This window comes from Rhizobium sp. UBA1881, assembly GCF_002338015.1.
In the GTDB taxonomy this organism is placed as follows: domain Bacteria; phylum Pseudomonadota; class Alphaproteobacteria; order Rhizobiales; family Rhizobiaceae; genus Rhizobium.
The window spans coordinates 1-13850 of the sequence record NZ_DDHH01000208.1 but is presented as its reverse complement, the minus strand read 5'-3'; the positions used below and the strand labels follow the sequence as shown (position 1 = coordinate 13850).

The following is a 13850-nucleotide window of genomic DNA, read 5'->3' as shown; positions in this document are numbered from 1 at the left end:
CGCAAGCAGGGTGCGGTTGCGGCTTGATCGGTTGATCGGCTGGTGAGAAGCGGGCGGCGGAGCGGGGATTCCCCACTATGCCATGACGGGCATCTCCCCCACAAGGGGGGAGATTGGCTGGGCGTACCCGCTCGCTCCACCTTCGCTGTCTGGGCGAAAGGTCGCAGCGAGTCGATCTCCCCCCTTGTGGGGGAGATGTCCGGCAGGACAGAGGGGGGTATGCAACACGGTACAGCATCCAACTCACCCCATCTTCCCCGGACTGAAAATCCCCGCCGGATCGAACTTCTCCTTCACCCGCGCCGACAACAGCGCCACAGCATCGACCTGTGGCTCGAAGGCCGATGTCGCCGCGCGCATCGAAGCCGGCGCGCGCATCAGCGTGGCGTGGCCGCCGCCGAGTGCCGCCATGAAGCGGCGCAGCAGACCGGCTTCGGCATCGGATTCCATGCGCATCCAGACGAGGCCGCCCTGCCAGTCGTAGAAGGCATCGACGCCGGTCTCCAGTCTTAGTGCCGCGACCAGCTGGTGGCCGACCGAGGGCGCCACAGAGACGCGCCAGACCGGGCGCGGGCCGCCATCGGCGTAGGGTTTCACATCGCGGATCTCGCGCCAGAGAGTGGCGCTGTCATCCTCACCGAGGCGCGCGACCGGGCCGAAGGCGGCCATCGCAGAAGCCAGCTTCTCGGCTCTGGTGGCGGCCGAGGCCGGAAGGCCTTCGATGCGCAGCACGGTCGCCTCGCCCTCGGGCAGACGATTGCCAAGGAAGGTCCAGGTGACGGTCATGGGTAGATGGGCGGCGCCCGAGACCTCGACCGGCAGCGCCATTGCCGCTGCCATGGCATTGGCGGCCTCGGCGTCGTTGAGGCCTGAGATCACGATCGTCGCTTCCGACTTCGGCCTCGGCGGCACGCGGAAGGTGACCTCGGTGATGAGGCCGAGCGTGCCGTGAGAGCCGGCCATGAGCTTGACGAGGTCGAGGCCGGTGACGTTCTTCATCACCCGCCCGCCGGCCTTGATCGCCTCGCCGCGCCCATTGACGAAGCGGACGCCGAGCAGGCTGTCGCGGGCAGCACCCGATATCAGGCGGCGCGGGCCTGAGACGTTGGCCGCGAAGACCCCGCCGATGGTCGGCTCGCCCGATGTGCCCATGAGGGGGCGGTGATCCATCGGTTCGAAGGCCATGGTCTGACCGCTCTCGGCCAATGCCGCCTCGATGTCTGCAAGCGGCGTGCCGGCGCGGGCGGTAAGCACCATCTCGCCGGGATTATAGGCGACGATACCCGACAGCGCGGTCGAGCGCAGGCGGTGTTCGGCTGTGGCAGCATTGCCGAAGCTGGAGCGGGTGTTGCCGCCAGCGATGCCAAGCGGCGTGCCGGCCTGCGCATGGGCGCGAATGATCTCCGACGCGTCCTCCTCGGTGGTTGGGCATAGATCGATCATGCGGGTTGGCGCCCTTCGAGCGGGAAGACCTTGGAAGGATTGAGCAGCCAGCCGGGATCGAAGGCGGCGCGGACGGCCATTTGCTGGGCGAGATCGGCATCGGAATATTGATGGCGCATGAGATCGCGCTTCTCGATGCCGACGCCATGTTCGCCCGTGAGGCAGCCGCCGGCATCGACGCAGAGCTTCAGGATCTCCATGCCGGCCGCCTCGGCGCGGGCGGCGTCGTCTGGATCATTGGCGTTGAAGAGGATGAGCGGGTGCATGTTGCCGTCACCCGCGTGGAAGACATTGGCGACGCGCAGGCCATGGCGCTCGATAATCTCGGAGGTTTTCTTCAGCACGTAGGAGAGCTGGCTGAGCGGCACGGTGCCATCCATGCAGATATAATCGGCGATGCGGCCGGTGGCGCCGAAGGCGGATTTGCGGCCCTTCCATATCAATGCTGCTTCCGTCGCCGACTGGCATTCGCGCACGGTGCTGACGCCATGGCGGCGGGCTATGTCGACGATATCCTTCAGCATGTCGTCCATCTCGGCTTCCGAACCCTCGACTTCGACGATCAGCAAAGCGCCGACATCAAGGGGATAGCCGGCCTTGGCGAAGGCCTCGCAGATTTCGATCGCCGGCTTGTCCATGAACTCGATGGCGACGGGGATGATGCCGGAGGCGATGATATCGGCGACGCAGGAGCCCGCCTCCTCCGAGGTCGGAAAGCCGAAAAGCACCGGGCGGGCGCCTTCCGGCTTGGCGATCAGGCGCACCGTGGCTTCGGTCACGATACCGAGCTGGCCCTCGTGGCCGCAGACGAGGCCGAGGAGATCATAGCCGCCGGCATCCAGCCCCTTGCCGCCGAGATCGATGACCGTGCCATCGACCAGCACCATTTTCACGCCGAGCAGATTGTTGGTTGTGACACCGTATTTCAGACAGTGGGCGCCGCCGGAGTTCATGCCGATATTGCCGCCGATGGTGCAGGCGAGCTGCGAGCTCGGATCGGGCGCGTAGAAGAAGCCATCGGCGGAGACGGCTTCGGAAATGTTGAGATTGGTGACGCCGGCCTCGACGACCGCGGCGCGATTGAAAAGGTCGATCTCGATGATGCGGTTCATCTTCGAGACGCAGACGACGACCGCATCTTTCTGCGGAATGGCGCCGCCCGACAGCGAGGTGCCGGCGCCGCGCGGGACGACGGGGATGCCGTAGCGGTGGCAATATTTCATCACCGCCGCGACCTCGGCCGTGCTGCGCGGAAGTGCCACGGCAAGCGGCATGCGGCGGTAGGAAACGAAGGCGTCGGTCTCGAAGGGCATGAGTTCGCGCGGCTCGGAAACCAGGCATTCCGGCGGCAGAAGATCGGCGAGATCGGCAACGATCTGCCGACGGCGCGCCATGACATCGGCGCGCGGGGCGAGAAACGAAATGGCGTCGGACATGCCTTTCCTCCCTTCTCCATCCAAGGAGAAACCGGCCGTATCCTCCATACTGCCAAGGCTTCGGGCTTAACACTTTCCCCAATCTGGCGCAAATGCTAAGCACTTATGACAAAATAAGAAATTATCGGGGCGACATGACCAATCTGGGAGATCTCGAAATCTTCGCCAAGGTGGCGGCGACGGGCAGCATGTCGCTTGCCGGGCGGGCGCTCGGCTTCTCGCCGGCGGTGGTCTCCAAGCGTATCAAGCGGCTGGAAGACCGGCTGGGCACGCGCCTTCTGCAGCGCACGACGCGGCAAATCTCGCTCACCGAAGCCGGCCAGGGTTTCTACGACCGGGTGCTCGGCATTCTGGCCGGGCTCGAGGAGGCAGAATTCTACATTTCCGGGCGCTCGGCGCAGATGCATGGGACGCTGAAAGTCTCGGCGCCGACCTCTTTCGGGCGCATGCACATCGCGCCGCATCTGAAGCGCTTCATGGACGCCCATCCAGATCTTGCCATCAACCTCGTGCTTTCCGACGAGTTCAGCGATATCGTCGGCGGCGGGTTCGATCTGGCGATCCGCATCGCGGAGCTCACCGATTCCAGCCTCGTCGCCCGCCGCCTCGCCCCGGTGCGCCGTGTGCTCTGCGCCTCTCCCGATTATCTCAAGGCGAATGGCGTGCCCGAGAGCATCGACGATCTCAAGCGGCATGGCTGCCTGCCGGCCCACAATAACGACGTCTGGCGGCTTGAGGGGCCTGAGGGCGCGCTGTCGATCAGGCCGGAGGGTATGCTCGTCACCAATTCCAGCGAGGTGATCCGCGAGGCAGTGATCGCCGGCCTCGGCATTGCCCTGCGCTCGACCTGGGATATCGGCGCGGAGCTGAAATCCGGCCATCTGGTGCAGGTGCTGCCGGCCTATGAAGGATCGCGCAACGTGACGCTGTCGGCCGTCTACCCAAGCCGCCAGTTCCTGCCGGCCAAGGTGCGGCTGTTCATCGATTATCTCGCGGAGCTTTATGGGCCGGTGCCCTACTGGGAGCGGTGACGGTCAGTTGGCCAGCCGCTCGATGACGTGATCGAGCAGCGCGCGCAACCGCGCCATCCGCTTCATGTCGCGGTGATAGCCGACCCAGGTATCGCGCCCTGGTGGCGGCTCGTCGAGATCGACGCGCTCGATCGCGGCCATGCTATCGCCAAGCGGACGCGGCAGTACGGCGAGGCCGGCGCCGTTGGCGCAGAGCGTTGCCTGCACATCGCGGTTGTTGCTGCGAAGCGCGATCGCGGCCTTCGGCAGCAGGCGCTGGAGCCACAACACATCGGGCATGCCGCCGAAAGCCTCGTCCATGGTGACCAAGCACGCGCCCGCCCCGCTTCCTGCCACCGGGTGCGGCAGGCCACGCTTGATATAGAGGCCATATTCAATGCGCAGCAGCCGGCGCGAGATCACGTCGGGCTCCGTGAAAGGCGCGATGCGGAAGACGAGGTCGGCCTCGCGCCGGGAGAGGCTGAGCAGGCGGCTATCGGTGAGCAGCTCGACCACCACCTTGGGATAGGCGAGCGAAAACTCGGCGAGCACAGGAGCAAGGAGATGGGTGCCGAACCAGTCCGACGAGGACAGGCGCAGGAAGCCTGTGAGTTGTTTGCCCTTTCCGGCCAGCTCGCGCTGCAGGCCGAGCGCCTCTTCCTCGATGCGCTCCGCATGCGCGAAGACGGCAGCGCCCTCGTCGGTGAGCACGAAACCATCGGCCGTGCGCTGGAAGAGCGTCTGGCCGAGTGCAGCCTCAAGGGCGCGCAGGCGCCGGCCCATGGTCGGCTGGGTTAGCCCGAGGCTGCGTGCCGCGGCACCCAAGGTGCCGAGCCTGGCAATAGCCAGGAAAAGTCTGAGATCGCTCCACTCCATGCTCATCCAAACATTTCTGCATGACCTTCATACGTTATCTATAATTTCCATTCGATCTTCAACGGCGCATCCTCCTTTCACCAACACGAAAGGAGTGTTCCATGTCTTCGAAATCCACGATGAAAGCGCTTGTCGTCGACGTACCGCAAGGCGCGTTTCGCCAGACCGAGATTGCCCGGCCCGAGGCCGCCACGGGCGAAGTGCTGGTGCGCATCCAGGCCAGCGGCGTCAATCCGCTCGACACCAAGATCCGCGCCGGCAACGCCGCCCATGCCCGCCATCCCCTGCCCGCCATACTCGGCATCGACATGGTTGGGATCGTCGAGGCGGTCGGGCCTGGTGTGACCGGTTTCCGGCGCGGCGACGCAGTCTACGGCATGACCGGCGGGATCGGCGGCATTCAGGGGTCGCTGGCCGAGTTCGCGGCAGTCGATGCCGAGCTCATCGCGCTCAAGCCGAGCAATCTGTTGATGCGGGAAACGGCTGCGCTGCCGCTGGCGGCGATCACCGCATGGGAAGGGCTTGTGGACCGGGCGAAGGTCGCAAGCGGGCAGCGCGTTCTCGTCATCGGCGGCGCCGGCGGGGTCGGGCATGTCGCGGTGCAGATCGCCAGGGCCGTCGGCGCCGATGTCTACGCGATCGATGGCGCAGCGAAGGCGGACTATCTCCGCAGCCTCGGCGCCACGCCGATCGACCGCGCCGCCGGCACCATCGAGGATCACGTCGCGGCCTATACCGGCGGACGCGGCTTCGATGTCGTCTACGACACGGTCGGCGGCGCCGGGCTCGACATGGCGTTCAAGGCGGTCGGCCGGTTCGGCCATGTCGTCAGCGCGCTCGGATGGGGCACGCATGCGCTGGCGCCGCTCTCGTTCAAGGCGGCCAGCTATTCCGGCGTGTTCACGCTGCTGCCCTTGTTGAGCGGCGAAGGCCGCGCGCATCACGGCGAGATCCTGCGCGAGGTGACGCGGCTCGCCGAAGCGGGCAAGCTGTTGCCGCGCATGGACAGCCGGCGGTTTTCTCTTGCCGATGTCGCCGAGGCGCACAGGTTGATCGAAAGCCGCGAGGCTGAGGGCAAGCTGGTGGTCGAGATCGATTGAGGCTCGGTTACGGCGCTCAACATTCTCATGGACGTTGAGCGCCGCCGGTGTTTGAGTGCATGCGCCCACCGAACAATGATCCGGATCCCGCAATGACCACTTCGCCTGCTTTTCTTGGTCTCAATTCTCATATGCCCGACGGCGCCACGCCTCGCATGGTGATTTTCGGCGCCGCTCACGGCAGCACCTATCGCGGCAAGGACAGCAGCGGCTACGCCACCGCGCCCAATGCCATCCGCGCCGCGAGCCAGGAAGACGCACCACTTGTCGAGCATTGGGATTTTGATCTCGGCGGACCGCTTTTTGACGGCAAACCGGTATGCTGCTTCGATGCAGGTGATCTGCCGACCGAGATGCATGACAACGAGCGGAATCGGGCGCTGATCGAGGCAAAGACACGGGAAATACTGGCGATGTCAGCCGTGCCGATCCTGCTCGGCGGCGACGATTCCGTCCCCATTCCGTTCCTCGCCGGCTTCGCGGATCACGGGCCGGTCTGGATTGTCCAGATCGATGCACACATCGACTGGCGCGATGAGCTCCATGGCGAGCGTCACGGCTATTCCAACCCGATGCGCCGGGCGAGCGAGATGGGACATATCGCCGGGATGGTGCAGGTGGGCATGCGCGGCGTCGGAAGCGCTCGCCGCACGGAAATCGAGGCGGCCGAGGCCTATGGCAGCCGCTTCGTCACCGCTCGGGAGGTTCACTCTCTCGGCGTCGACGCCGCCCTCCGGCATATTCCTGAGGGCGCACGGGTCGTGATTACACTGGACTGCGACGGCCTCGACCCCAGCATCATGCCCGGCGTGGCTGCCCGATCGCCCGGTGGCCTTACGTACATACAGGTCATCGATCTGATTGCCGGCGTCGGCAGACGAGGCCGGATCGTCGGTTTCGACCTCGTCGAACTCTATCCGCCTGCCGATATCGACGGTATCTCCGCGCTGACGGCAGCGCGGCTGATCACCAACGTCATCGGGACGATCGCCCGCCAGACCTGAAGAGCTTTCGCGCCTACCGCGCCAGATCGAGATAGGCGCTCGCCACCATCGCGTCGATATCCGCAGGGACAGGTACGATGCAGGCTTCCGGACCGACGCCGCGTTTGGCGACGCGTTCGAGGCAGCGGACCTGCAGGGTGAAGCCAAGGTCCATGGATTCCACCGAGTTCCCAAGCGGGCGCGGGCCGGCAAGGTTGGCCATATGGCCGCCGCCCAGGATGTGGATGGCGCGACCGTCCTTCATATGCAGGGTCTCGATGCCATCGGCCTCATAGCGGTCGGTCGCGACGACATCCGCATGGGTCCGGAAGGCGGCGACGTCGATCTCGTTGGGAAAGTGGCCGCCGTTCATCAGGATGGCGCCGTTCTTGATCAGCGGCAGGTCCTTCAAGGTGATGATATCGGGATGGCCGGTGACGGTGACGAGCACGTCGGCGGAGCGGATGGCGTCATCACGCAGCGGTGTCACGAAACCATCCAGATGCGCTTCGAGCGTGGTCACAGGATCGATATCGACGACGCTCACCTGCGAGAAGGCGTTGCGGAAGCAGGCGGCCGTGCCCTTGCCGCAGGCGCCATAGCCGAAGACCGTGACGCGCTTGCCGTTGGTGGAGCGGTTGGTGAAGCGCATGTAGCTCTCGAACAGGCTCTGGCCGACGGCATGCTTGTTTTCGGCAAACTGCTTGATCGGGCTGTCGTTGATGACGAGGATCGGCATGTTCAGCTTGTCGCGCAGCGGCAGCAGGCGGGTGCGGCCGGAGGTGGTCTCCTCGGTGCCACCCAGGAGATTGGCGTAGGGGCTTTCCGCTGCGATGGCGAAGAGATCACCGCCATTGTCGAGCAGCAGATCCGGCTTTTCGGCGACCACGGCAACAAGGCTCTGGTGATGCGCGGCGGGATCGGTGGTCTGAGTGGCGAAGACGGTGATGCCCTGGCTGCGGAGATACTCCACCGTTGCGGGCTGGGTGCTGTTCAGGTTGCCGGTGCAGACCAGACGCGCGCCGCCGGCGTTGAGCGTCATCAGAAGCGCCACCGTTTTCGGTTCGAGATGGATGCCGGTGCCGATGGTCAGGCCCTCGAAGGGACGAGTGTCGCGGAACTCCGCCGCCGTTGCCTGCAGCAGCCGGCAATTCCCCCCGATCCAATCGATGCGCGTTGCTTCCGATACCATGAACCATCCTCCTGTTTTCGACGCATTGATAAGCCGAATGGCGGGTGGCGACCAAGCATATTTTTCGCCGAGAGCGACGCAAATACGCCGACTCATTGCGCCAGATCACCTATCTGAGCAGGCTGTGAGGGCCTAAATTACCCCTTCAGGATGTTAGCCGGGCAATCTTTTCTGTGGAGAAACGACGCAGAATTGCCAATGTTTGGGGCTATCGCGAGACAGCTTCACGTCGTCGTTGATTATGACGAAAGTCGATATCATATTAAATGGCACTCGACGTGGCGGAAATAGAGCATTCGATGGCGGTTTTTTGAAACCGAAACCAAAACGAAAGGCTCTATTGATAGATATAAAGCCTGAACCGAAAGCAAAACACACACATGGATCGCGCAAGCTTTCCATGAGACACTAATATACGCACCCAACCGATAAAGGTGACCCGACCGTTGAGCCTACTTGCCCGCCTCGCCTCCGATGTTCAGCTGATGTTCCGGCGCCCTCCGCGCCAGCAATATGCTGCGCTCTGCTACCGAACGAAGGGCAAGACCGGCGCACTCGAGGTGCTGCTTCTGACCAGCCGCGATACCGGCCGCTGGGTGATCCCCAAGGGATGGCCGATGGACGGCAAGACCTCCTATGAGGTCGCCGCTCGCGAGGCTTACGAGGAAGCAGGCGTGCGCGGTACGGTCGAGAGCCAGACGATCGGCTGCTACCACTATCCCAAGGTGCTGAAGAACGGGCTGAAGGTGACCTGCAAGGTTCAGGTCTACGTGCTCGAGGTCTCGACGATCGCCAAGAGCTTCAAGGAAAAGGGCGAGCGGCGTTACGAGTGGGTTTCCTGCGAAGAGGCCGCCAAGCGCGTCAATGAGCCGGAACTGCGCGATCTCTTCCTGCTCTTCAAGCGCCGCATGACGGAGCAACTCGAGCCGCTGGCGCTGAAGCAAATTCCGGCTGAATGATTCCTGCCATCTTGCGCTGCTAGAATTAGCGGCGCAAAAGCGGGCCTCAATCACAAGGAACAGCATGGCCGACCGCCCCACCGTCCTCACCAAACGCACGCTCGACAAGGATCTCGACAAGCTCACGCAGGTCGAGGACGCGTCGAAATACGTCTCGCGCAAGCTGGTGGCGCCGGGGATCGGTTTCGTCTTTCTCGGCCTCGCCATGCTGTTTGCGGCGATCTACGTCTTCGGCCGCCCCGATGCGGGGCTGGTGATCGCGGCAGCAGCGCTTGCGGCCTACATGGCCATGAACATCGGCGCGAACGACGTGACCAACAACGTCGGCGCTGCCGTCGGCGCGCGCGCCATGACCATGGGCCAGGCGCTCGTCATCGCCGCTATCTTCGAGATCCTCGGCGCGACGATATCGGGCGGCGCGGTGGTGAAAACGATCTCGTCGAGCATCGTCGACGCCTCGCAGATCCCGCCCGCCACGCTCTCCTGGATCATGATGGCGGCGCTGATGGCGGCAGCACTCTGGATCAACCTCGCGACATGGCTGAACGCGCCCGTTTCGACCACGCACTCGATCGTCGGCGCGGTGATCGGCGCGGGCGTGGGCGCGCTCGGACCGGGGCCGGTCAACTGGCGGGTTCTGGCCGAGATCACCTCCAGCTGGATGACCTCGCCGCTGATCGCCGGCGTGATCGCGGCCGGCATGCTCTATCTCGTCAAGACGCTGATCATCTACCGCGAGGACAAGATCACCGCGGCCAAGCGCTGGGTGCCGGTGCTCATCGCGATCATGGTGGGCGGCTTCACGGCCTACATGATCCTGCAGCTTGAACGCATGAACGCGTTCTCGGCGTCGACGATCATCCTGCTCGGCATTGCCGCGGGCGTGGCCGGCTGGCTGGTGGCGCGGCCGCTGGTCAACATGCGGGCGCAGGGGCTGGAGAACCGCAACAGCTCGCTGCGGGCGCTGTTCCAGATGCCGCTGATCGGCGCGGCGGCGTTGCTGTCCTTCGCGCACGGCGCCAACGACGTGTCCAACGCCGTCGGCCCGCTGTCGGCGATCGTGCGCGTGTCCTTCGGACAGCCTCTCATCCGCGGCTCAGAACCGCCGCTCTGGGTGATGCTGATCGGGGCGCTCGGCATTTCGGTCGGTCTGCTGCTCTTCGGGCCGCGCCTGATCCGCCTCGTTGGTGAGCAGATCACCAAGCTCAACCCTATGCGTGCCTATTGCGTGGCGATGGCGACGGCCTTCACCGTGATCGTCGCCTCCTGGCTCGGGCTGCCGGTCAGTACGACCCATATCGCTGTTGGTGCGGTGTTCGGCGTCGGCTTCTTTCGCGAATGGTACACCCGCAACTCCAAGCGCCGGATCGAATACATGCGCCGCAAGGCCGAGGTCTGGATGCTGGAAGAGCCCGACGATCCCAACACCCACGAGGTGCGCCGGCGCAGGCTTGTGCGGCGCTCGCACTTCATGACGATCATCGCCGCCTGGGTCATCACCGTGCCGGCATCCGCCATGCTTGCGGCCGTGCTCTATTGGGCTATGGTCGCGCTCTTCGTTTAGCCAGGACATTTCGATGCGCGCCAATTTCAGAATGCAACGGCTGTTTGTCGCCGCTCCCCTCTCCAAAGGCGTGGCCGCCGAGGCGACGCCGGACCAGTACAATTACCTCGCCAATGTGCTGAGGATGGGCGACGGCGCCGAGATCCTCGTATTCAACGGCCGCGACGGCGAATGGAAGGCGAAGCTTTCGCTGCCCACCCGCAAGCGCATCATGATCGTGCCGGAGGAGCAGACCCGGCCGCAGCCGGAGCCTTCCGACCTGCATTATCTTTTCGCGCCGCTGAAGGTCGGGCGGCTGGATTATCTCGTGCAGAAGGCGGTGGAGATGGGCGCCGGCGTGCTTCAGCCCGTGATGACGCAGCATGTGCAGGGCAAGATCAACAATCTCGACAAGCTCCGCGCCAACGTCATCGAGGCGGCCGAGCAATGCGGCATTCTCGGCATCCCAGAGGTCGCCGAGCCGGTGCGGCTCTTCGACATGCTCGACGGATGGCCGAGCGACCGGCGGATCATCTATTGCGACGAGGGCGATGCCGGGCAGAACCCGCTGCCGATCCTCTCGGCGGTGAAGGAGCGCAAGCTGGCGCTGCTCGTCGGGCCCGAGGGCGGCTTTTCCGAGGACGAGCGCGCGCGCCTGCGCAGCCTCGATTTCGTAACCGCCATTCCGCTCGGGCCGAGAATATTGCGCGCCGATACCGCAGCCGTCGCCGCCATGGCAGTGATACAGGCGGCACTCGGCGACTGGAACAAATAGCCGCGTTGGCAACAGGCCACAGTTGCTGGTATTTTTTTGATGGCTGGTTGAAACAATTTCACTTGCAACATACGTGCCAGCGGTCCTAATCACCCTTCCTACTGTCCGGATACTTTCCGGGCGTTTCCCGAATACAGGTTACTTGAATGGCTCGCGATACCACCGACCAGACCCCGCTCTCTTCGGTTCAGGAGCTGACCGATTATCTTGCGGCGGGAAACAAGCCGGAAGAGAAGTTCCGCATCGGCACCGAACATGAGAAGTTCGCCTTCTTCCGCGCCGACAACAGCCCGGTTCCCTATTTCGGTGACAACAGCATTTCCGGCCTACTGAAGGGTCTCGAAGCGAAGAGCGGCTGGGAGCCGATCCTCGACGGCGAGAACATCATCGGCCTTGCCGAGCCGTCGGGCATGGGCGCGATCTCGATCGAGCCGGGCGGGCAGTTCGAGCTCTCGGGTGCGCCGCTCGAAAACATTCACCAGACCTGCAAGGAATCCAACGCGCATCTTGCCGTCCTGCGCGAGATCGCCGAGCCGATGGGCATCCGCTTCCTTGGCATCGGCGGCAGCCCGAAGTGGACGCTCGCCGAGACACCGGTCATGCCGAAATCGCGCTACGGCATCATGAGCCGCTACATGCCGAAGGTCGGCACGCAGGGTCTCGACATGATGTACCGGACCTGCACGATCCAGGTGAACCTCGACTTCTCGTCGGAAGCCGACATGCGCAAGAAGATGCGCGTCTCGATGAAGCTGCAGTCGCTGGCAACGGCGCTGTTTGCCTCCTCCCCCTTCACCGAAGGCAAGCTCAACGGGCTGCAGTCCTGGCGCGGCGACATCTGGCGCGACACGGACAACAACCGCTCGGGCCTGCTCGACTTCACCTTCCGCGACGATTTCGGCTTCAACGACTATGTGGAATGGGCGCTCGACGTGCCGATGTACTTCATCGTCCGCGACGGCCGCTACAAGGACTGTACCCACATCACCTTCCGCCAGTTCATGAACGGCGCGCTGAAGGGCGAGATTGCCGCCTGGGAGCCGACGATGGGCGACTGGACCAACCATCTCTCGACGCTCTTCCCCGACGTGCGCCTGAAGCGCTTCCTCGAGATGCGCGGCGCCGATGGCGGCCCGTGGCGCCGCATCTGCGCGCTGCCGGCCTTCTGGGTTGGGCTGCTCTACGACGCGACCGCGCTCGAGGCCGCCGATCAGCTGACCAAGGACTGGGGCTTCGACGAGGTGAACGCGCTGCGCAACGCGGTGCCGGCCGAGGGGCTGAAGGCCGCATTCCGTGGCCACACGCTTTACGATACGGCGCGCGACGTGCTTGCCATCTCCAAGGCGGGCCTCAAGGCCCGCGGCAAGCTCAACAGCGAAGGCCAGGACGAGACGATCTTCCTGTCGCCGCTCGATGAGGTGATGGCCAAGAAGGCGACGCTGGCGGAAGACCTGCTCGCGCTCTACAACGGCCGCTGGAACGGTTCGGTCGAGCCCGTGTTCGAAGAGTACCAATACTAAAGGCAGCCACTAAGCCCTTCTGCAAAAAGCGGTTTGCGCATTCCTTTTTCCGGCTATAGTGACGCGATCATGCGTCGCGAACCGGGAAAGGGCTTTTCCATGCTGCCACTCTTCGACATGATGATGCAGGCGCAGAACGGCGCGGCGATGGACGCGATCTCCAAGCAGTTCAACCTGGCGCAGGAACAGGCGACGCAGGCGATGGCCGCCTTGATGCCGGCTTTCTCAGCCGGGCTGAAGCGGAGCAGCAGCAACCCCTACGATTTCATGGGCCTGATGCAGGCGGTGTCGTCAGGCAACTATGCCAAGTATTTCGAGGACATGAGCAAGGCATTCACGCCGCAGGGGATCTCCGACGGCAACGACATCCTGGCGCAGCTCTTCGGCTCGAAGGAAGTCTCACGGGCGGTAGCGGCGCAGGCGACGCAGATGACCGGGATCGGCCAGGAAATCTACAAGCAGATGCTGCCGATCATGGCCGGCACACTGATGGGCGGGTTGTTCAAGCAGTCGATGGGGCAGATGAACGCGCCGGTGAACCCCTTCGTCAACACGGCGATGGGCGAGAGCATCCAGCAATGGCTGCAGGCAACCGGCTTTGCGCCGAAGCAGGCGCCAACGCCGCAACCCAGCATCTTCGACAATCCATTCACGCAGGCAATGCAGCTGATGTTCAGCGCGCCAAAGCCGGAGCCTGAAAAGGCGGCACCGGCCAATCCGTTCCTCGACAATCCCTTTACCAAGGCATTCCAGGAAATGATGGGCAGCTTCGCCCAGCCAGCGCCGCAGAAGCCGGCGGAAGCGCCGAAGGCCAGCGAGAAGGCGGAAAAGGCACCCGAGGCCTCGAGCTACATGGACATGCTGAACACCATGTTCGACAGCGGGCTTGAGGTGCAAAAGGGCTACCAGAAGAACATGGAGGCGATCTTCGAGAGCTATATACCGAAGACGCCGCCCTCCTCTCCCAAGCCCTAGAGCCTTTCCTGGTTAGATTGAAGCATTCTGCCGGAGCA

Annotated in this window: 12 protein-coding genes; 8 read left to right on the top strand and 4 right to left on the bottom strand. The window is 64.0% G+C overall.

What is annotated here, in order from left to right:
• Nucleotides 1–243: 243 nt before the first annotated feature.
• Nucleotides 244–1443: an FAD-binding protein gene (locus B3605_RS25240; RefSeq protein WP_296436828.1), complete on the bottom strand. Its 1200-nt coding sequence runs from the start codon at nucleotides 1441–1443 to the stop codon at nucleotides 244–246.
• The gene (locus B3605_RS25235) at nucleotides 1440–2879 is read right to left on the bottom strand and encodes an FAD-binding oxidoreductase (protein ID WP_112944581.1); all 1440 of its coding nucleotides are present in this window, start codon (nucleotides 2877–2879) and stop codon (nucleotides 1440–1442) included. Before B3605_RS25235 ends, B3605_RS25240 begins: the two co-directional genes overlap by 4 nt.
• Before the next feature lie 134 nt (nucleotides 2880–3013).
• Here B3605_RS25235 and B3605_RS25230 point away from each other — a divergent pair, with 134 nt between their 5' ends.
• Nucleotides 3014–3910, top strand: a complete 897-nt coding sequence (locus B3605_RS25230; RefSeq protein ID WP_112944582.1) for a LysR family transcriptional regulator — start codon at nucleotides 3014–3016, stop codon at nucleotides 3908–3910.
• Nucleotides 3911–3913: 3 nt separating this feature from the next.
• On the opposite strand, the gene B3605_RS25225 is transcribed toward B3605_RS25230, so the two are convergent.
• A complete protein-coding gene (locus B3605_RS25225; protein ID WP_112944583.1) occupies nucleotides 3914–4765 on the bottom strand; it encodes a LysR family transcriptional regulator in 852 nt (283 codons plus the stop codon).
• A gap of 101 nt (nucleotides 4766–4866) precedes the next feature.
• Between B3605_RS25225 and B3605_RS25220 the strand changes: the two genes are divergently transcribed.
• Together B3605_RS25220 and B3605_RS25215 are read left to right on the top strand one after the other, a co-directional pair.
• The gene (locus tag B3605_RS25220) at nucleotides 4867–5865 is read left to right on the top strand and encodes a zinc-dependent alcohol dehydrogenase family protein (protein ID WP_112944584.1); all 999 of its coding nucleotides are present in this window, start codon (nucleotides 4867–4869) and stop codon (nucleotides 5863–5865) included.
• A gap of 92 nt (nucleotides 5866–5957) precedes the next feature.
• Nucleotides 5958–6869 (top strand): agmatinase, encoded by a 912-nt coding sequence (locus tag B3605_RS25215; RefSeq protein WP_112944585.1) that lies wholly within the window; start codon nucleotides 5958–5960, stop codon nucleotides 6867–6869.
• 13 nt (nucleotides 6870–6882) lie between these two features.
• On the opposite strand, the gene B3605_RS25210 is transcribed toward B3605_RS25215, so the two are convergent.
• Nucleotides 6883–8040: an adenosylhomocysteinase gene (locus B3605_RS25210; protein ID WP_112944586.1), complete on the bottom strand. Its 1158-nt coding sequence runs from the start codon at nucleotides 8038–8040 to the stop codon at nucleotides 6883–6885.
• A gap of 446 nt (nucleotides 8041–8486) precedes the next feature.
• On the opposite strand from B3605_RS25210, the gene B3605_RS25205 reads away from it, so the two are divergent.
• The 5 genes from B3605_RS25205 to B3605_RS25185 all read left to right on the top strand — a co-directional run bounded on the left by B3605_RS25205 (nucleotide 8487) and on the right by B3605_RS25185 (nucleotide 13812).
• Nucleotides 8487–8999 (top strand): NUDIX hydrolase, encoded by a 513-nt coding sequence (locus B3605_RS25205; RefSeq protein ID WP_112944587.1) that lies wholly within the window; start codon nucleotides 8487–8489, stop codon nucleotides 8997–8999.
• 64 nt (nucleotides 9000–9063) lie between these two features.
• Complete coding sequence (locus B3605_RS25200; protein WP_112944588.1) at nucleotides 9064–10563, top strand: inorganic phosphate transporter; 1500 nt, start codon at nucleotides 9064–9066, stop codon at nucleotides 10561–10563.
• 13 nt (nucleotides 10564–10576) lie between these two features.
• Nucleotides 10577–11317: a 16S rRNA (uracil(1498)-N(3))-methyltransferase gene (locus tag B3605_RS25195; protein WP_112944589.1), complete on the top strand. Its 741-nt coding sequence runs from the start codon at nucleotides 10577–10579 to the stop codon at nucleotides 11315–11317.
• Between the two features lie 146 nt (nucleotides 11318–11463).
• Nucleotides 11464–12837, top strand: a complete 1374-nt coding sequence (locus tag B3605_RS25190; RefSeq protein WP_112944590.1) for a glutamate--cysteine ligase — start codon at nucleotides 11464–11466, stop codon at nucleotides 12835–12837.
• A 99-nt stretch (nucleotides 12838–12936) separates the two neighbouring features.
• On the top strand, nucleotides 12937–13812 hold the full coding sequence (locus B3605_RS25185) for a DUF937 domain-containing protein (protein ID WP_112944617.1): 876 nt from the start codon (nucleotides 12937–12939) through the stop codon (nucleotides 13810–13812).
• Nucleotides 13813–13850: the final 38 nt, after the last annotated feature.